The organism is Nocardioides pakistanensis (assembly GCF_054781215.1).
In genome coordinates this window covers 1-17,994 of the sequence record NZ_BAAGUV010000063.1, presented here as the reverse complement: position 1 = coordinate 17,994, position 17,994 = coordinate 1, and the positions used below count along the sequence as shown (strand labels likewise).

Genomic DNA, 17,994 nt, shown 5'->3' with positions numbered 1-17,994 from the left:
CCAAGTCCATGGGAAGTCACAAGATGGCGCGGCGGCGGCACCGCCGCCGCCTGCTCCGGCCGCTCATGACCGTCGCGACGGTCGCCGGTCTCAGCGCCGTGCTGGCGCTCGGGATGGTCCGCTTCGAGGTCGACCTACCCGACGTACCCGCCGCCGAGGAGGGCGGCCCCGCCCCGGCGCACCCGAAGTGGGACGGGTACTTCGAGACGCTGCCTGCAGGCAGCTGGCAGGACCTCCCCGGTGACGAGGACTGTGCAGAGCGTGTGCGGCGTTCGGACTGGGAACCGCGGCCGAGCAACCGCAGGGCCAACAACACGATGCCGGACCCCGAGGCGGTCAGCGCCGCCTTCCGGGCCCGGCCTCGTGGCGCCCACGGCAGCTACGACGAGCGCTGGAACACCTGGATGTTGCAGCGCGTCAACGGCCAGCACACCGGCACCACCGACGAGAACATCCAGTGGGCGGCGTGCAAGTGGGGGCTCTCCGACAACCTGCTGCGCGCGATCGCCGCCACCGAGTCGACCTGGTTCCACCATGTCGTCGACCCGAGCACCGGCATCTGCGTGGAGACCCGCGGCTGTGGCGACTACTTCACCGAGCCCAGTCCTGCCGGTCGGATCTTCTGCCGGGAGATCAGCAAGTACGGCCACGACTACACCGAGGACTACCCGCCGGGGATCTGTCCCAAGACCTTCTCCATCGTCGGTGTGATGTCCTGGCAGGATCCCGCCTGGGGGAAGATGAAGCTCAACCAGAACGGCACCTTCCCGTTCAACCGGGACTCCACCGCCTTCGCGCTCGACTACATCGGCGGGTTCCTCCGCGGCTGCCAGGAGGGCTGGCTGCGCTGGCTGAGCAACACGGGCACCGGTGACTACGAGCCGGGCGACATCTGGGGCTGCGTCGGCACCTGGTACGCCGGGTCCTGGAAGGTCCCCGAGGCCAACCAGTACATCGCCCGGGTCCGCGAGCTGCTCGACGACCGAATCTGGCTCGACCCCGAGTGGGGCGAGGAGTACCACGAGCCCTACGGCTGAACCAGCCCGACAGGGTTCGGGCCCGCTCAAAGCGGGTCAGCTGACCTGTTGTGATGCCCGAGCATGCCGAATGGCCGTCCGAGTGGCCGTCACCATCGCTCATCTGAACGGTTGTGACGCCCGGACATGCTGAAGCGTCCCGGGTTTGATGCGCACCTGGTCATATGACTGCCACCTCGGCGGGTGCCGTGGTGGGTTGATCGTAGTAGTCGTTCTCGGCTTCGAGGGGTGGCCGGCGGCCGAGTCGGTGCATGAGGCGGCTGGTGTTGTACCAGTGCACCCAGTTGGCGGTGGCGACTTCGACCTCGGCGATGGTGTCCAGGCCTTGGTGGAACGGTGATCGGGGTGCGATGCACTCGGTCTTGTACAGCCCGATGGTGGTCTCTGCCAGGGCGTTGTCGTAGGCGTCGCCGATGCTGCCGATCGAGGGCGCCAGGCCGGCTTCGTTGAGGGCGTGCCCGAAGGCGATCGAGGTGTACTGGGTTCCGGCGTCGGAGTGGTGCACCGCACCGGCAGTGACCGGACGTCGTTGGCGGCGCCGGGTCTCCAGGGCGTCGGCGAGTGCTTGTTCGACCATCGTCGCGGTGGGGTTGGCTGCGACCTCCCAGCCCACGATGGTGCCGGCGAAGGCGTCGACGACGAAGGCGGTGTAGACGAATCCGGCGCGGACGCGGACATAGGTGAAGTCGGCGACGAACAGCAGGTTCGGTGCCTCGACGCTGAACTGTCGGTCCACCAGGTCCGGCGCCCGGCCGGCATCAGCGGCGGCGATGGTGGTGCGGACCTTCTTGGTGCGGCGCGCGCCCTGCCAGCCGTTCTTGCGCATCAGCCGCTCCACGGTGCACCGCGCCACCTGGATCCCTTGGCGTTGCAGGTGTGCCCACATCTTCAAGGACCCGTACAACGACTCCGGTTTGCGCCGGCCGTGCTCGTCGGGCTCGTAGTAGCCGGCCAGGATCTCGGTGATCGTTGTCTCCCACAAGGCGCGCTTGGAGGGGCCCCGCCCCAGCCAGGCGTAGTAGGTGCGAGGAGCGATCTGGAGCTCGAGGTGGGTCCTCAACGCTCGACAGATCGGTGCGACTCCGAACCTGTCCCGGTGCTCGGCGATGAACTGGCAGACGACGGGGGTAGCGGGTCGCACTCCCGCGCGAAGAAAGACGTCGCTGCCTTCAAGATCTCCACCGTCTGCGCCAGCTCGGCGTTCTCCCGCCGCAGCTCGGCGATCTGGCGGTCCTTCTCATCAGGATGGGCCGGCAGCTCACCGGCGGCCACCCGGGCCTCCCGGACCCACCGGCGCACCGTCTCGCGATGCATCCCGAACTTCTCGGCAACCGCCGCACACGCCTGGAACTCGTTGCGGAACTGATCTGACTGCTCCAGCACCAGCCGCACCACCCGCTCCCGAGTCTGCGGGCTGTACTTGCTGCCCTGCGCCCTACCGCTCATGACACATCCTCCACTCACATCGGAGGTGTGCACCAGACCCGGGACGGTTCATCGCGAGTGGCTGTCACGATCGCTCATCTGAACGGTTGTGACAGCCACTCGGCAGTCCGGCGCCTGGCCCGTCGCGTCGGACGTTCGCGGAACGGTCAGTTAGCTCCACGCCCCGGTCGGCCGGTCAGCGATTCGACGACCGACAGGTACACCTCGGCCTGCCGCTCCCAGGCGAGCTCCTCACGGATCTTGCGGCGGCCGGCCTCCCCCATGCGCCGCCGATCTGCGGGCGCGTCGAGCAGGGCGACGAGCTCCTTGGCCATCACCTCGACGTCACCGGAGGCGACCCGCAAGCCGGCATCACCGACGAGCGCGCGAGTCTGCTCCACGTCGAAGCTCAGCACCGGCAGCCCCACGGCCATGTACTCCATCGCCTTCACCGGGGTCACCTCCTCCTGCAGCGAGGTGTCCAGGCCGACGTCGCACGACGCCAGGTAGCGGTAGAGCTCAACCTCCGAGAGCCAGCCGGGGAAGCGCACCCATTCGTCGAGGCCGAGCTCGGTGCTGAGCGCCTGGAGCTCCTCGAGGCACTCGCCGTTGCCGACCAGCAGGAAACCGCAGTCGCGCCGGCCGAGCTCGTGCACGACGTGGTAGGCCACCTGCAGGACCTGGTCGACCCGGTCCTGCTTGCCCATCTTGCCGGCCCAGCAGACCAAGTGGCGGTGCCCCTCTTGCGGCATCGGGTCGGCCAGTGCCTCGTCCACGCGTGACAGCATCGGGCCGTTGAACACCAGCGACACCCGTTCGGGAGCCCCTCCCGGCCCGACGAGCCGTGCACGCAGGTGCTCGTTGACGGTCACGCTGTGGTCGACCGCGCGCTGGGTCTGCCGCTCCAGCCAGCCGAGCACCTTCATGGCGGCCGCCGGTGGGTCGTCGTACCGCTGGAGCAGCGTCTCGGGCATCAGGTCCCGCTGGTCGAGCAGGACGCGCCCGCCGAGCAGGTGCATCACCCTGGCAAAGGGGAAGAAGAGATCCGGCGGCTGGCAGATCTGGAGCACGTCCACGCGGTCGAGCAGCTGGAGCCGGAGCAGGGCGGGCACCTGCCAGAGCAGGGAGATCGCGTACTCCTTGAGGTGGCCCACGGTCGAGGCGCCGTCCGGTGGTGCGGGGTACTCCACGAGCCGGAGCCCGGGGACGTGCCGAAGCGGCTCGTTCGCGGGGTCCCGGCGGGTGACCACCGAGACCCGGTGCCCGGCCTCGACGAGGGCGGTGCACTGCTTCTGCAGCCGGTTGTCGTCGGCCAGCGACACGTTCTCCACCACGACCGCGACGTGCGCGGCCCGGCGGCGCCGGCGGCCGCTCGCCGCGTCCTCCTCACCCTGCGACACGCTGATCCACACGCTGCTCCCCCTCCTCCTGGATACCAGCCCGGCTGTCCGGCAGTCGGTCGTCATGGGCGCCCCCGAAGCTCACCCGGGCGCGGCCCCGTGCGGGCCCGTCCACACGCCAGCCGTCCTTTCCGCGGACCAGCAGAGACGCGGCTCGGTCACGCCACCAGACGGCGACCTCGCGGGGCAGGGCCTGCCAGACCGTCTGGTCCTCGCCCAGGTCGTCGAGCAGCTCGTCCCACGCCTCGAGCAGCCCGGGACAACCGGTGTAGTCGGGGTGCGTCAGGATCAGGATCATCCCGTTGCGCGCCCGAAGCTCGGCGGTCTTTCGCCTCCACACCTCGCCGTCGGTGTGGCCCAGGATCTCGAAGATCGTGTGGTCCATGGGCACCGTCATCGGCAGCTCCACCTGCTGCTGGTTGAAGAACGGGAGGTAGGTGCAGCTCCCGCCCGGCTCCGGCTCGTGCGGAGCGGTGTCGCAGTAGGTCGAGTCGTAGTCGAAGCCGGTCCGCGGCATCAGCGACCAGCGCCGCTGCGTGGCCGGTGACCGGAACCCGACTGCCCCCCATCGGTCGGCGGCCGCACGGATCGCCGGCAGCCGCCTCCTGAGCTGGAGCCGCGACGAGAGGTCGTGTCCGTCGTGACGCAGGCCGTGTACGCCGATCTCACAGCCCTCGTCCTGCAGGGCGCGGACGAGCTCGTCCGGCACGTCGTACCGTTCGGGCACGAAGTTCCACGACGACCTGAGACCACGCTCACGCTCGGGGGCACGCAGGTCCTCGATCGCGTCGCGTCCGACGGCGGTCTCCACGTCATGGGTGAGCACGAACGCCGCCTGCTTCCCGTCGGGCCACAGGCTCAGGTACGGCACCGGCTCACCGGCGACGTCCGCGAGCAGCCGCCAGAGCCAGTCGTACATGTCGTGCAGGCTGTGCTCGACGGGCCAGCGCGGGAACTCGGGCAGGTCGACGCGCGCGGCGTACCCCCGACGCAACCTGATCTGGACCCGGCGCGGCAGCAAGGGGCGCAACGCGTAGTAGCCCTGCACCATGACGCGCCGGGCGGCACCGGTCCACCGGGCCGCACCCAGCCGGTTGTAGCGCTCCGACCACAGGTAGGTCATCGCCTCACCGGGGTCGAAGGGCAGGAAGACATTGCCCAGCTCGTCGCGCCGGACCGAGGCGACGACGTCCCCGTCAGGACCGAGGATCGGCTCCACGACCTGCCATTGCGTGCCGGTGCCGCTGCTCTCGGCGAGTCCGGCCGGCAGCTCGCGGAGCACCGGGCAGACCAGGTCGAACCCGGCGAGGGAGAACCTGCCGGTCCGCACCCGCCACGGCTGGTGCGGTGCGGCCCCCGCCCGCCACCAGTACAGCGACGGGAAGGGGCCGCTCCCGCGGTCCGTGGGGGTGAGCCTGCCCACCCCGCGGGGCAGGTCGCCGACGTCGTCCCGGGCGACCTCGTACGGGGCCCGGAAGTAGTCGAAGAAGGGGAACGGATCGGTCGAGGTGAACATCCCGGCTCTCTCTCACAGGCCTCGCCGGATGGCGAGGTACGGCAGCAGCCCGAGCTCGGCAAGGGCGGGCAGCGGGTCACGGGCCGACCACACCGCGTCGACGTCGACGCCGCGCAGCGACCGGACGTAGTCGGCGGCCCGCAGGTCCCCGTGCATCACGTCCTTGACCGCGTTGGGCAGGTCGGTGGCCCAGCGGATCCAGCGCACCCCGGCGCGGGACCGGACCGGCTCGACCGGCTCCCCGACCTGGTCACTGAACAGCAGCGCCGGGAAGTCGACCCCGGCGGCGGCGCCGAGCGAGTGGTAGCCCCAGGTCCGCGCGTTCACGTCGAGCAGCTTGGCGCGTCCGTCCCGCGGGTCCACCTTGTACTCCAGCTCGACCAGCCCGTAGTAGTCGATCGCGCGGAGGAACCGGATCGACGGCTCCTCGATCTCGGGCAGCTCGACGGTCTCCACGAAGGTGCTCGCCCGGCCGAAGTCGGACGGGTGCTGCCTGCGGCGGCGCACGGTCATCGACGCGACCGGCTCCCCGGCCCGGAAGAAGGCACAGTAGGCGAGCTGGCCCTCGCCGCCGCCGGGCACCATCTCCTGGACGATGATCTCGGCCGGGTCGATCACCTCACAGGCCCGTGCGTAGGCCTCACGCAGCTGCTCGGGGCCGTCGGCACGCCATGCCTTGGCGCTGGTGGCGTAGAAGAAGTTCTCCTTGATCGCCGGCTTGATGACCACCGGAGCGGAGGTGTCCACCTCGGCGAGGTCGGCCACGGACCGCGGGAACCAGCACCGCGGCACCGCGACCCCGAGGTCCGTGGCCAGCGTGTAGGTCTCGCGCTTGTCCCAGGCCCGCCGGACCGTCTCCCACGGCGGGGTCGGCACCCGGTAGATGCTGCTCAGCCGCTCCCGGTGCGTCGAGATGGCAGCCACGATCTCCTCCCGCGTCGGGAAGAGCACCCAGCCGTGCAGGCCGAGCCGCTCGCCGGTCGCCATCAGGGCGTCCACGGTCTCGCCGGCCTCCCGAAGCGCCGGGACCCGGTGGCTGCGCTGGACGTACCGCGACGCCCCCGCGATCGAGAGCTCGTCGTCGAGCACGGTGACGGGGATCCCGCGACGGCCGAGGCTCCGGGCGATGCCGAGCCCCTGGTAGTCGCCACCGATCACCAGGGCCCCGGCCGTCGCGCCCGGGCTCCCCACCCGTGCCCGCCGCGCGGGTCGCGTCAGCGACATCACGCACCTGCAGCGGCCGCGGGCACCCGCCGGCCGAGGTCGATGCTGCGGCGCTGCCGCCGCTTGACGACCACCTTGGTCACCGCCCCCGAGGTGAACCAGCTGCCGGCCACGAACCGCATCACCGGGCCGAAGTCCCGTGCGGCCGGGGCGCCGAGGAAGTGCAGCTTCGGCACCGAGGACTCCATGCCGCGACGCAGCACGGGGTAACCGTCGACACACCTGATGCTGTTGGCCAGGTCGCGCTCGAGGAAGGGGTACTTCTTCACGTCGATCTTGTAGCCGGTCGCGAACAGCAGGTGGTCGGCCTTGCGCCGGGTTCCGTCGGAGAGCTCGACCCGCAGCCCGTCGCCGTTGGCCTCCGCCCGCACCACCGACGTGCCGGCCGTGATCGGGATCTCGGTCATCCGCGGCTTGAGCCAGGAGGCGCCCGCTGGACGGATCGCCCGGGCCGAGATCACGTCGAACGGCTTGCGCGGCACGTGGCGGAACACGTCGGGCGTCGCCACGAGCCTCGAGATGCCGATCGGGCCGACGTCGGTCGGGGCGTAGAACAGGGGCGCGAAGGGCCCCAGCGAGTCCATCAGCCCGTCACCGTGCAACCAGAAGACCTGCTTGCCCCGGGCGAGCACCTCGACGTCCGCACCCTGCTCGTGCATCAGGGTCGCCGACTCCAGCGCGCTCTGCCCACCACCGATCACCAGGACGTTCTGCCCCTTGAAGCCGTCGAGCTTGCGGTGGTCGGCCACGTGCGACGCGGTTCCCTTGGGCAGCGCCTTCATCATCGCCGGCCGGTGCGCGAACCGCTCGATGCCGGCGGCGACCAGCACACGGTTGGCGCGCAGCCGCTCACCCTCGTCGAAGGTGAGCACGAAACGTTCGGCGTCGCGCTCGAGGCGTACGACGCGCCGGCGGTCGACGTCCGGGGCGACCTGCCGCTGGAACCACATGCCGTAGTCGATGAACTCGGCCAGCGTGGGGTGGCGGGGAACCGTGATCCCCGTCGCCGCGACGTAGCCCTCCATCGACAACGGGCCCTCGGGCCGCAGGATCGAGCTGCCGCTCCGGCGCGACCGCATCCACATACCCTCCGGCATGGCGTGCCAGAACGACATCGGTTCCCCGATGACGCGGACCTCCACGCCGGCGCGGCGCAGCTCTGCTGCCGTGCCGAGGCCGTGCGGGCCGGCTCCGATGACGGCGACGTCGATCTCTTCCATCGTTGACTCCCCAGGATTCTCATGGCCTGCTCCACCGTGAAGCTGACAGTCAACGTAAGAACTCCGGCGGCGCCTGACGTCCCCTGTTTTGGGTGTTGTCGGGGACAATCGTCCGTGGCTGCCATCGGGGCGACGGGCCCAGCCGGTCCGGGCGCCGGACCGGCAAAGCAGGCAGGGGCCGCATCGGGCTATTGCTGGCCCCTCCCCTGGGTGGTCCCCCACCCTCACTCCGGGTAGATCGACTACCCAATTCGCGGTAGGGCCGCTTCGTCCCCTATATCTCGGGGGACAGACGACGTACCGTCACCACATGTGGGGGTTACATCTGAGGGCCCGGCCGATGCCGGAGAACGAGCGATGGCCGCCCGGGGGGAACTCGGGGGACGGCCGATGAGAGCGGCGACCAGGGTCGCCCTGGTGGAGGACCACGCCCTGCTGGCCGAGGCACTGCTGGTCTCGTTGGCTCCGGAGGGGTTCGAGGTGACCAGCGTCCCGCTGTCCCCCGTCCCCGAGGAGCAGGGCGGGCTCCTCGCGTCGGTGCTGGCCAGCCAGCCGCAGGTGGTGCTGCTCGACCTGGACCTGGGCGAGGCGGGGGACGGCGGCGCCCTGATCGGGCCGCTGACCCGGTCCGGCTGCCGCGTGGTGGTGCTCACCGCCTGGACCGACCCGGCCCGCTGGGGGGCGTGCGTGGCGGCAGGGGCGCTGACGGTGCTCAACAAGTCCACGCCGCTGCACGTGATCATCGAGGTGATCGAGCGGGTCGCCCAGGGACTGCCGGTGATGTCGCGGATGCGCCGTGACCAGCTGATCACCCTGTGGCGCGAGGCGCAGCACGACGACCAGGAGCGGCGTTCCCGGCTGGACCGGCTCACCCCTCGCGAGGCCTACGTGCTGCGGGAGCTGGTGCAGGGCCGGCGGGTGCGCGAGGTGGCGCGGGAGGCGTTCGTCTCCGAGGCGACGGTGCGCACCCACGTCAAGTCGATCCTGGCGAAGCTGGGCGTGGGCTCCCAGCTCGCCGCGGTGGCGCTGGCGAGGGACGCGGGCTGGGGGGCTCGGGTCAGCTCGGAGCGCTGACCGAAGGACCGGGGAAAGCGACATGGGGGAAGGGCATGGGCCGCGAAGCTCGCCAGCCGCCCCGTCCCGGACCCACGCCCGGAAGTGGGGGGCTAGGGGCGCGGGACACCGGGTGGGTGGCACCGGGAACGGGGACCGGGTGGACTCGCCACCCGACCTTGACGCCCCGGCACCGCGCGACTGGCGAGCCGTTGCGGGACCGCGCAGCGGCCCGAACCCCATGGTCGTTGCCGCGTGACCTCGAGGTCTTCCCCCATGTTGGCGATATGCCGGCCCGAGCACCAACACCGGCTGTCACCAACAGGTCGCCCACCAACCTCCCCAAGATGGTCGATCCCGGAGAGGCGGCAGCGTCCTAACCTGACTGTCCTGTGGGGAGGACAGGACGTGGTCCGATGACCAGATGTCGTTACACACTCGCCAGCACCTGGCACCCGGCTTCACGCCGGTCAGGAGGGAGAACGGCCGTGCAGAGAGCGATTTGGGCGGGGGCATGCACGCAGGAGGACACCGGGGCCGAACGTGCCCGGACGGGGTTCCATCAGGGCAGCACGGCGTCGCGGCCGGGCGCGTGGGAGACGATGCGGGGGGACGACATGGGCCACGTGCCGGAGCAGCGTTCGGGGGACAACGAGCAGGCCGCCGACGAGCTTTCCACGCTCTGCCACGACCTGCGCCAGTGCGTCACGGCCGGCCTGCTGCTCACCCAGATGCCGAAGAACCGTGACCTCGACGAGGAGACCAGGCGCCGGCTGGAGCTGTTGCACCAGACCCTGACGCACGCCGGCGAGCTGCTCGAGCGGGCGACGGTCCATGTCAAGCCGCAGCACTGGGTGCTCGACGTGTCCCAGCTGGTCGAGGACTGCGTGCGGGTGGCCGGGTTCAGCCACCGCGTCCGCGTGGAGCTCCAGGTGCAGGACGCGCCGCTGGTCTCCGGCGACCCGCTCCTGCTGCATCGGGCCGTGGACAACATGATCGACAACGCCGTACGCGCCGCCGGCGACGACGGGGACATCGTGGTCTGGCTCGGCGCGACCCGGGACACCGTGTGGATCGAGGTCGACGACAACGGCCCCGGCTTCGGCCGGATCGGGCACGGCACCGGCCAGGGCCTCTCGGTGGTCAGTGCCGCGGCCCGCGCCTGCGAGGGACGGCTGGAGATCGCCAGCGGTCCCGGGCCCGGTACGTCGGTGCGGGTGATCCTCCCGCGCCACAATCCCGACGTGTCCTGAGTCGCTCCGGCTACAGCGCCGAGCCCTCGGCGTACTCCTCGAACGAGGCGTTCCAGTCGCCGTACCCGTTGTAGAGGCCCATCTGCCGGTCGCTGCCGGTGACCTCCACGACGTCCCCGCGCTTGGTGATGCCGAACAGCCAGGCGGCGTTCTCGGTGGTCATCCCGACGCAGCCGTGGCTCACGTTGGCCACCCCCTGCGAGCTCGCGGACCACGGAGCCGCGTGGAGGAACTCGCCGGAGTAGGTCACCCGCATCGCGTACTCGACGTCGAGCCGGTAGTACTCCGGGTCCGACTTCGCGATGCCGAGGGTGGCGGCGTCCATCACCTTGTCGCGCACCTTCTCGATGATCACCTTCGTGCCGGAGCGGGTGATGAACCCGGGCTTCCCGGCACTGATCGGCATGGTGCGGGCCAGGTCACCGTTGACGAAGACCTTCATCCGGTGCGCGGCCACGTCGACCTTGCTGATCACCGAGTCACCGATCTCGAAGGAGACGGTGCGGCTGACCTGGCCGTAGATCCCGTCGCCGGCCGGCACGGAGTTGATGTCCGCGTCGACGGTCACCTCGGTGCCGGGCTCCCAGTAGCGCTTCGGACGCCAGTGCACCTCCGTGTCCGAGACCCAGTGCCAGGATCCGGCCTGACGCGGGGTGCTCGTGACCGTCAGGTGCCGCTCGATGCTCGCCCGGTCCGTGACGGGCACGTCGAACTGGACGATCACCGGCATGCCGACACCCACGGTCTCGCCCTGCAGCGGCGCGATCGAGGGGTAGGTCTGCTGGTCCAGGGAGAGCTCCTGGGTGCGGAACGCCGAACGGAAGGTGCTGCTGCCTCCGGCGCCCTCCACCACCGCCCGGATCCGGTAGCGCTCCCCCGGCTCGAGCCGGTCGGTGGCCTCCCACCGTTCGCCGTCCGCGGTCAGCGCACCCGCCAGCGGCTGTCCAGCGCCGCGCACGACCACCTTGCGGAGGGTGCCGTCCTCGACGGACACCTCGAGAAGCTCGTCCACCGGGACCGGTCCGGCCAGCTTGTCGACGCTCGTGGTGACCTCGGGGTCCGCGGCACCGGGCGCGGTGACAGCGGCCCGCTGGGGCCCGTCACCCGCTGCCTGCGTCGCCCCGTCGTCGTTCGTGCAGCCGGCGAGCACCAGCGCACCCACGGCCAGCACGGCGGCGGCTGCGTGACGTGGTCGGACAGGCAGGACGGGCCTGGTCATGGAAGGAGTCCCCCGGTGAGGTGTACGGCAACTGCCCCACCACGGTAACAACAGAACTGCGCGGTCCCGAAAAACGCCGAAGCGGTGGCGCCCCGAGGGACGCCACCGCTCACGAGCGGGTGATCAGTGCGCGTGCTCTCCGCGGTAGTACTCGTAGATCCAGCCCGAGATCGCGATCGACGCGAGGCCGAGCGCGATGGCGAACAGCCACCAGGCGGCGTAGGCGAGCGCGTAGAACGCGAGCGCGGCCGTGGCCGCGGCCCACAACGGCCACCAGCTGAACGGCGGGAAGAACCCGAGCTCACCCGCGCCGTCGGCGATCTCCGCGGTGCCCGTGTCCTCCGGACGCGGGTCCATCTTGGAGGCGTGGAACCCGAGGTAGAAGGTCACCAGCGCGGTCAGCAGCGCGGTCATCACCAGCGCGGCGGTGCCGGTCGGGTCCTCCGCGATGAACCAGTACGCCGGGGCGACCAGCGTGAAGAAGACCGCGTTGATCCCGAAGATGTAGGTCTCGATCTTCATCAGCGGCCGTCCTCGTCACGCTTGTTGTGGTCGTCGACAACGTCCTCGACGGACTCGCCACCCATCTGCTCCTCCAGGTGCGCCTTGCGCCCGGTGACGTCCGGGGCGTCGACCGCGTCGGCCTCGTGCCGCAGCGCCTCGTTCTCGGCCATCTCCAGGGCCGCGATCTCCGGGTGGTGGAGGTCGAAGGCCGGGGACTCCGAACGGATCCGGGGCAGCCGCACGAAGTTGTGCCGCGGCGGCGGGGAGGAGGTCGCCCACTCCAGCGAGCGGCCCCAGCCCCACGGGTCGTCGACACCGACCTCGGGCGAGCGCGCCGAGCGGTAGACGTTGACGAAGAAGGGGAACATCGAGGCGGCGAGCAGGAACGAGCCCACCGTCGACACCTGGTTGAGCACCGTGAACCCGTCACCGGGCAGGTAGTCCGCGTAGCGGCGCGGCATGCCCTCGACACCCAGCCAGTGCTGGACCAGGAAGGTGGTGTGGAAGCCGATGAACAGCAGCCAGAAGTGGATCTTGCCCAGCTGCTCGTCGAGCATCCGGCCGGTGAACTTCGGCCACCAGAAGTAGAAGCCGGCGAACATCGCGAACACCACCGTGCCGAAGACCACGTAGTGGAAGTGGGCCACCACGAAGTAGGAGTCCGAGACGTGGAAGTCCAGCGGCGGCGAGGCCAGGATGACACCGGTCAGACCACCGAAGAGGAAGGTGGTCAGGAAGCCGATCACCCAGAGCATCGGGGTGTCGAACGAGATCGACCCGCCCCACATCGTGCCGATCCAGTTGAAGAACTTCACACCCGTGGGCACCGCGATCAGGAACGTCATCGCCGAGAAGAACGGCAGGTCGACCGCACCGGTGACGAACATGTGGTGCGCCCAGACCGCCACCGACAGCGCCGCGATGGCCAGCGTCGCGGCCACCAGACCGACGTAGCCGAACACCGGCTTGCGGGAGAACACCGGGATGATCTCGGTGACGATGCCGAAGAACGGCAGCGCGATGATGTACACCTCCGGGTGCCCGAAGAACCAGAACAGGTGCTGCCACAGGATCGGCCCGCCGTTCGCGGCGTCGTACACGTGCGCACCGAGCAGCCGGTCGGCCTCGAGCATCAGCAGGGCGCCGGCGAGGATCGGGAACACGATCAGGGCGAGCAGGCTGGTGACCAGGGTGTTCCAGCTGAAGATCGACATCCGGAACATGGTCAGACCCGGCGCACGCATCGTGATGATCGTGGTGATGAAGTTGACCGAGCCCAGGATCGTGCCGAAACCACCGAGGGTCAGGCCCATGATCCACAGGTCGCCACCGACGCCGGGCGAGTTCACCTCGTTGGACAGCGGCGTGTAGGCGAACCAGCCGAACGAGGCCGCACCTTCCGGGGTGAGGAAGCCCGAGGCCGCGATCAGCCCGCCGAACAGGTAGAGCCAGTAGCTGAACATGTTCAGCCGCGGGAACGCCACGTCGGGCGCACCGATCTGGATCGGCATGATCACGTTGGCGAACCCGAAGAACAGCGGGGTCGCGAACAGCAGCAGCATGATCGTGCCGTGCATGGTGAACAGCTGGTTGTAGGTCTCGTCGTTGACCACCTGCTGGCCCGGGAAGGCCAGCTCCGAGCGGATGACGAGCGCCATGATGCCGCCGAGCAGGAACCACACGAACGACGTGACGAGGTACATCTTGCCGATCAGCTTGTGGTCGGTCGTCGTCAGCAGACGGACGACCTGCTGCCCCAGGGGCTTACGCTCCGCGTAGGTCCCGCGCGCCTCGAATGCTGCGCCGCTCACTCTTGGTCTCCCAACTCAGAAGTCTCGTCGTCGTGCACGTCGTCCGGGTTGCCGCCGGCCGGGGTGGTGGCGTCGGAGCCACCGAGCACGACACCGACGTCGCCCTGCTCCTGCAGACCGCGCAGGTACTCGTCGTACTCCGCCGCGCTCACGATCTCGACGTTGAACAGCATCCGCGAGTGGTAGGTGCCGCACAGCTCGGCGCACTTGCCGGCGTAGGTGCCCTCACGGGTCGGTGTGAAGGAGAAGCTGTTGTCCCGACCGGGGATGACGTCCATCTTCATCAGGAACGACGGCACCCAGAAGGAGTGGATCACGTCGGGAGAGGAGAGCTCGACGGTCACGGTCTCGTCGACCGGCAGGACCAGGGTCGGCATCTCCGCCGGAGTGCCGACGACGTGGACGGTCTCGCCGTCCACCGCGTCCTCCTCCATGTAGTTGAAGGTCCACGACCACTTCTGCCCGACCACCTTGATCGTGTGGTCGGTCTCGCCGTTCTCGGACGCCTCGGCGAGCACGCCGTCCTGGGTCTGCACGGTGAAGTAGAAGAAGACCAGCACCATCACGACCGGAGCGATCGTGTAGAGGATCTCGATCGGCAGGTTGTAGCGCGTCTGCACCGGGATCTCGTCGTCGCTGCGACGGCGGAACTTGAACGCGGCGTAGAGGATCAGGCCCCAGACGATGACGCCGACGATCATGGCGGCGAGCCATCCACCGCGCCACAGGTCATCGATCAGCGGCGCCCGGTCGGTGGCCGGCTCGGGCATCGCCAGGCGCGCGATCTGGTCCTGGTCCTCCTGGGAGCACGCACCCAGCACCAACAGTCCGGCCGGCACCAGCAGCATGGCGCCGACGCGTGCGCGCAAACCCTGGCCACGCTTGGGGAGTTGCAGACCCACGAACGAGCCTCTCTCTCAAATACGACGGTCGAGACCGAACCCTACTACTGCCGCACGCGCGTGCGGCAGCCGGTCACCGGTATGTTCACGCTGTGGGCGATCCAGGCGGGCTTCCCGCGGCCGGCACGACCGGGTACCTCGACGCGGCGTCCTCCGAGCCGCTGCATCCGGCTGCCCGGGAGGTGCTGCTCGCGGCCCTCGACGCAGGCTACGCCGACCCGCTGCGCCTGCACCACGCCGGCCGCGACGCCCGGCTGCTGCTCGACAACGCCCGCGCGGTCGTCGCCGCAGCGCTCGGCGTCCGCGAGGACGAGGTCACGTTCACCGGCTCAGGCACCCAGGCGGTGCACCTGGGCCTGCTCGGGCTGCTCGAGGGCCGGACCCGCGTGGCGCGCCGGCTGGTCCACTCGGCCGTGGAGCACTCCTCGGTGATCCAGGCCGGCCGATGGTGGGCCACCAGGTCCGGGGGTACGGCGGTCACGGTCGGTGTCGACCACGCCGGCCGGGTGAGCCCCGATGACGTGGCCGACGCCCTCGCCGAGCCCACCGCCGTGCTCGCCGTGCAGTCCGCGAACCACGAGGTCGCCACGAACCAACCGCTCGCCGACATCTTCCCGGTGGCCGGCCACGCCGGAGTGCCGGTGTTCGTGGACTTCGCCGCCTCCGCGGGGCGGGCCGACCTGCCTGAGGGCTGGGAGGTCGCCGCGGCCTCGGGTCACAAGTGGGGCGGACCCGCCGGGGTCGGGGTGCTGCTGGTGCGCAAGGGGGCCCGCTGGCGGCCGCCGCTGCCCGTCGACGACCGGGCCGACCCCCGGGCCAGCGGGTTCGAGAACGTGCCGGCCGCCCTGGCCGCCGCGGCCGCGCTGCAGGCCCGGCTGGCCGAGCGCGACGAGGTCAACGCCCGCCAGCACGCGCTCGTGGACCGGATCCGCGAGCGCGTGGCCGCGACGGTGCCCGACGTCGAGGTGGTCGGCGACCCGGTCGACCGGGTCCCGCACCTGGTGACCTTCTCCTGCCTCTACGTCGACGGCGAGGCGCTGGTCACCGAGCTGGACCGCGAGGGGTTCGGGGTCGCCTCCGGCTCGGCGTGCACGGCCTCGACGATGACCCCCTCGCACGTGCTGGCCGCGATGGGAGCGCTGACCCACGGCAACGTCCGGGTCTCGCTGACCCGCGACACCACCGAGGCCGAGGTGGACCGGTTCCTCACGGTGCTCCCCGGGGTCGTGGCCCGGCTGCGGGACCGGGTGGGCGTCTCGTGAGCGGTCCGGAGGTCGTCGACCTCGAGCTCGACTGCCGTGGGCTGCGCTGCCCGTTGCCGGTGATCCGGCTCTCGCAGCGCATCGGCGAGGTTGCGGTCGGCGAGACGGTGGGCGTCGTCGCGGAGGACCCGGCTGCCCGGTCCGACGTACCGGCGTGGTGCCGGATGCGCCGGCAGGAGTACCTCGGCGAGTCCGTGGCCGCCGACGGGACCCCGTGCTACCGGGTCCGTCGACTGCACTGAGGCCCGGCTACGGCTTCGGCGTCCGGACCCGCGCACCGATCTCGGCAGCGGCCTCGGCGCCGTACGCCTCGGCGCAGCGGTCCAGGAAGGCGGAACGGTGCAGGGTGTACTCCTGGGTGCCGACCTTCTCCACCACGTGGACGGCGAGCAGGCAGCCGAGCTGGGCGGCGCGCTCGTAGGAGAGGTCCCAGGCCAGCCCGGCGAGGAACCCCGCGCGGAACGCGTCACCGACGCCGGTGGGCTCGACCTTCTCCACCTCGGGCACGGCGGGCACGTAGACCGGCTTGTCGCCGTCGCGCTCGACCCGAACCCCGTTGGCGCCCAGCGTGATCACCCAGGTCCCGACGCGGGACCTGATCTCCTCGGCCGACCAGCCGGTCTTCTTCTCGATCAGGGCGGCTTCGTACTCGTTGGAGAACAGGATCTCGGCCCCGTCGATCAGCTGGCGGATCATCTCGCCGTCGCCGAAGGCCAGCTGCTGCGAGGGGTCGGCGAGGAACGGGTAGCCGCGCTCGCGGCACTCGTCGGTGTGGCGCAGCATCGCCTCGGGGTCGTTGGGACCGACCAGCACGAAGTCGACGCCGCCGACACGCTCGGCGACCGGCTTGAGCTCGATGTCGCGGGCCTCGCTCATCGCGCCGGGGTAGAAGGAGGCGAACTGCGCCATCGTCGCGTCGTTGGTGCAGACGAACCGGGCGGTGTGCTTGGTCTCGGAGACGTGCACGGAGTCGCAGTCCACGTTGTGCCGCTCCAGCCAGGACCGGTAGTCGGCGAAGTCCTCGCCCACCGCACCGACGAGCACCGGCCGCAGCCCGAGCGAGCCGAGCCCGAAGCAGATGTTGGCCGCCACCCCACCCCGGCGTACCTCGAGGTCGTCGACGAGGAACGACACCGACAGCTTGTCGAGCTGGTCGACCACCAGCGAGTCGGAGAACCTGCCGCCGAACGACATCAGGTGATCGGTGGCGATGGAGCCGGTGACGAGCAGCGACACGGGGTACCTCAGGGGGATGTGGGGAGGTTCACGGACATCGCGAACACTACCCGTCGGTACTGCTGGGGCGACCCGTCAGTAACACCTAGCGTGAGGAGCATGACCTACCAGCGCCTGGCGTACGACGACGCCGCCACCACCTCCGAGATGACCTCCGACTGCCACGCAGTCGAGGCTGCGCTCCACCTCCCCCAGCGCCGCACCGTCGCCGAGCGGACCGCCGCCGCGGCGACCAAGCCCGCACCGAGCATCCTGTTCGAGGACTACCCGCGCGAGGTCAAGAAGCCGACCATCGCGGTCAGTGACGCGGCCGCCCGCCTCGGGGCAGCGCTGCACCTGCACCTCGACTGACGCCTCTCGCACAAACAGCTAGCGGCCCCCACCGTCGGACGGTGGGGGCCGCTTGCTGTCGTCACGCGCGCGGTCAGTGGAAGGAGTCTCCACAGGCGCACGAGCCGGTCGCGTTGGGGTTGTCGATCGTGAAGCCCTGCTTCTCGATGGTGTCGACGAAGTCGATCACCGCACCGTTGAGGTACGGCGAGCTCATCCGGTCCACGACGACCGAGACGCCGTTGAAGTCGGTGACGATGTCGCCGTCGAGGTTCCGCTCGTCGAAGAACAGCTGGTAGCGCAGTCCCGAGCAGCCGCCGGGCTGCACCGCGATGCGGAGCTGGAGGTCGTCGCGGCCCTCCTGTTCGAGAAGGCTCTTGACCTTCGCGGCAGCGGCATCGGAGATGTTGATGCTGTCGGTGCGGACCTGCGACGCGGTGGTGTCGACCTGCTCGGTCATCGTGTGACTCCCTGGGCTCAGATGGTTCTGTGCAGGCTTCAATGGTCGCACATCTCCCGGCATTCCCAAGCCCGGGTCAGCCCTGATCCACCGGGGCGTGTGGCCGAGATGAGCGTGGCGTAGAACGAGAGAGCCCTTCTGA

Annotated in this window: 17 protein-coding genes; 6 read left to right on the top strand and 11 right to left on the bottom strand. The window is 70.2% G+C overall.

Annotated elements, in window-relative coordinates; translation table 11 throughout:
- Positions 1–8 precede the first annotated feature (8 nt).
- Positions 9–1,037, top strand: a complete 1,029-nt coding sequence (locus tag ACYVIH_RS18990) for a hypothetical protein (protein WP_460871104.1) — start codon at positions 9–11, stop codon at positions 1,035–1,037.
- 160 nt (positions 1,038–1,197) lie between these two features.
- Here ACYVIH_RS18990 and ACYVIH_RS18985 read toward each other — a convergent pair.
- The 5 genes from ACYVIH_RS18985 to ACYVIH_RS18965 form a co-directional block, all read right to left on the bottom strand.
- A protein-coding gene (locus tag ACYVIH_RS18985) for an IS3 family transposase (RefSeq protein WP_460871103.1) occupies positions 1,198–2,483 on the bottom strand; the annotation gives its coding sequence in 2 pieces (ribosomal slippage) (positions 1,198–2,195 and positions 2,195–2,483; 1,287 coding nt in all).
- Positions 2,484–2,629: 146 nt separating this feature from the next.
- Positions 2,630–3,874, bottom strand: coding sequence for a glycosyltransferase family 4 protein (locus tag ACYVIH_RS18980; RefSeq protein WP_460871102.1), 1,245 nt, complete (start codon positions 3,872–3,874; stop codon positions 2,630–2,632).
- A complete protein-coding gene (locus ACYVIH_RS18975) occupies positions 3,849–5,378 on the bottom strand; it encodes a polysaccharide deacetylase family protein (protein ID WP_460871101.1) in 1,530 nt (509 codons plus the stop codon). Before ACYVIH_RS18975 ends, ACYVIH_RS18980 begins: the two co-directional genes overlap by 26 nt.
- 12 nt (positions 5,379–5,390) lie before the next feature.
- Positions 5,391–6,602: a carboxylate--amine ligase gene (locus ACYVIH_RS18970; protein WP_460871100.1), complete on the bottom strand. Its 1,212-nt coding sequence runs from the start codon at positions 6,600–6,602 to the stop codon at positions 5,391–5,393.
- Entirely contained in the window at positions 6,602–7,822 is a 1,221-nt protein-coding gene (locus ACYVIH_RS18965; RefSeq protein ID WP_460871099.1) for an FAD-dependent oxidoreductase, read from the bottom strand. The genes ACYVIH_RS18970 and ACYVIH_RS18965 overlap by 1 nt, the downstream gene beginning before the upstream one ends.
- 390 nt (positions 7,823–8,212) lie before the next feature.
- Here ACYVIH_RS18965 and ACYVIH_RS18960 point away from each other — a divergent pair, with 390 nt between their 5' ends.
- Together ACYVIH_RS18960 and ACYVIH_RS18955 are read left to right on the top strand one after the other, a co-directional pair.
- Positions 8,213–8,896, top strand: coding sequence for a LuxR C-terminal-related transcriptional regulator (locus ACYVIH_RS18960; RefSeq protein ID WP_460871098.1), 684 nt, complete (start codon positions 8,213–8,215; stop codon positions 8,894–8,896).
- A gap of 581 nt (positions 8,897–9,477) precedes the next feature.
- Positions 9,478–10,128 (top strand): sensor histidine kinase, encoded by a 651-nt coding sequence (locus ACYVIH_RS18955; RefSeq protein ID WP_460871097.1) that lies wholly within the window; start codon positions 9,478–9,480, stop codon positions 10,126–10,128.
- Between the two features lie 10 nt (positions 10,129–10,138).
- Here ACYVIH_RS18955 and ACYVIH_RS18950 read toward each other — a convergent pair whose 3' ends face one another.
- The 4 genes from ACYVIH_RS18950 to ctaC form a co-directional block, all read right to left on the bottom strand.
- Positions 10,139–11,347, bottom strand: coding sequence for a L,D-transpeptidase (locus ACYVIH_RS18950; protein WP_460871096.1), 1,209 nt, complete (start codon positions 11,345–11,347; stop codon positions 10,139–10,141).
- Positions 11,348–11,470: 123 nt separating this feature from the next.
- Positions 11,471–11,869: a cytochrome c oxidase subunit 4 gene (locus ACYVIH_RS18945; RefSeq protein WP_460871095.1), complete on the bottom strand. Its 399-nt coding sequence runs from the start codon at positions 11,867–11,869 to the stop codon at positions 11,471–11,473.
- The gene (gene ctaD, locus ACYVIH_RS18940; protein ID WP_460871094.1) at positions 11,869–13,662 is read right to left on the bottom strand and encodes an aa3-type cytochrome oxidase subunit I; all 1,794 of its coding nucleotides are present in this window, start codon (positions 13,660–13,662) and stop codon (positions 11,869–11,871) included. Before ctaD ends, ACYVIH_RS18945 begins: the two co-directional genes overlap by 1 nt.
- Positions 13,659–14,564, bottom strand: a complete 906-nt coding sequence (ctaC, locus tag ACYVIH_RS18935; protein ID WP_460871093.1) for an aa3-type cytochrome oxidase subunit II — start codon at positions 14,562–14,564, stop codon at positions 13,659–13,661. Before ctaC ends, ctaD begins: the two co-directional genes overlap by 4 nt.
- A 92-nt stretch (positions 14,565–14,656) precedes the next feature.
- Here ctaC and ACYVIH_RS18930 point away from each other — a divergent pair, with 92 nt between their 5' ends.
- Together ACYVIH_RS18930 and ACYVIH_RS18925 are read left to right on the top strand one after the other, a co-directional pair.
- Entirely contained in the window at positions 14,657–15,826 is a 1,170-nt protein-coding gene (locus ACYVIH_RS18930; RefSeq protein ID WP_460871092.1) for a cysteine desulfurase family protein, read from the top strand.
- Positions 15,823–16,068 (top strand): sulfurtransferase TusA family protein, encoded by a 246-nt coding sequence (locus ACYVIH_RS18925; protein WP_460871091.1) that lies wholly within the window; start codon positions 15,823–15,825, stop codon positions 16,066–16,068. Before ACYVIH_RS18930 ends, ACYVIH_RS18925 begins: the two co-directional genes overlap by 4 nt.
- A gap of 7 nt (positions 16,069–16,075) precedes the next feature.
- On the opposite strand, the gene ACYVIH_RS18920 is transcribed toward ACYVIH_RS18925, so the two are convergent.
- On the bottom strand, positions 16,076–17,062 hold the full coding sequence (locus ACYVIH_RS18920; protein WP_460871090.1) for a carbohydrate kinase family protein: 987 nt from the start codon (positions 17,060–17,062) through the stop codon (positions 16,076–16,078).
- Between the two features lie 99 nt (positions 17,063–17,161).
- Here ACYVIH_RS18920 and ACYVIH_RS18915 point away from each other — a divergent pair, with 99 nt between their 5' ends.
- A complete protein-coding gene (locus tag ACYVIH_RS18915; RefSeq protein WP_460871089.1) occupies positions 17,162–17,413 on the top strand; it encodes a hypothetical protein in 252 nt (83 codons plus the stop codon).
- 73 nt (positions 17,414–17,486) lie between these two features.
- Here the strand turns inward: ACYVIH_RS18915 and erpA are convergent, their stop codons facing one another.
- A complete protein-coding gene (erpA, locus tag ACYVIH_RS18910) occupies positions 17,487–17,852 on the bottom strand; it encodes an iron-sulfur cluster insertion protein ErpA (protein ID WP_460871088.1) in 366 nt (121 codons plus the stop codon).
- Between the last annotated feature and the right edge of the window lie 142 nt (positions 17,853–17,994).

What these genes read in the sequence shown, in the direction of transcription:
- ACYVIH_RS18990 (WP_460871104.1), top strand. Translation starts at nt 9, where the DNA reads ATGGGAAGTCACAAGATGGCGCGGCGGCGGCACCGCCGCCGCCTGCTC.
- ACYVIH_RS18975 (WP_460871101.1), bottom strand. Translation starts at nt 5,378, where the DNA reads ATGTTCACCTCGACCGATCCGTTCCCCTTCTTCGACTACTTCCGGGCC.
- ACYVIH_RS18970 (WP_460871100.1), bottom strand. Translation starts at nt 6,602, where the DNA reads ATGTCGCTGACGCGACCCGCGCGGCGGGCACGGGTGGGGAGCCCGGGC.
- ACYVIH_RS18965 (WP_460871099.1), bottom strand. Translation starts at nt 7,822, where the DNA reads ATGGAAGAGATCGACGTCGCCGTCATCGGAGCCGGCCCGCACGGCCTC.
- ACYVIH_RS18960 (WP_460871098.1), top strand. Translation starts at nt 8,213, where the DNA reads ATGAGAGCGGCGACCAGGGTCGCCCTGGTGGAGGACCACGCCCTGCTG.
- ACYVIH_RS18955 (WP_460871097.1), top strand. Translation starts at nt 9,478, where the DNA reads ATGCGGGGGGACGACATGGGCCACGTGCCGGAGCAGCGTTCGGGGGAC.
- ACYVIH_RS18950 (WP_460871096.1), bottom strand. Translation starts at nt 11,347, where the DNA reads ATGACCAGGCCCGTCCTGCCTGTCCGACCACGTCACGCAGCCGCCGCC.
- ACYVIH_RS18945 (WP_460871095.1), bottom strand. Translation starts at nt 11,869, where the DNA reads ATGAAGATCGAGACCTACATCTTCGGGATCAACGCGGTCTTCTTCACG.
- ACYVIH_RS18915 (WP_460871089.1), top strand. Translation starts at nt 17,162, where the DNA reads ATGACCTACCAGCGCCTGGCGTACGACGACGCCGCCACCACCTCCGAG.
- erpA (WP_460871088.1), bottom strand. Translation starts at nt 17,852, where the DNA reads ATGACCGAGCAGGTCGACACCACCGCGTCGCAGGTCCGCACCGACAGC.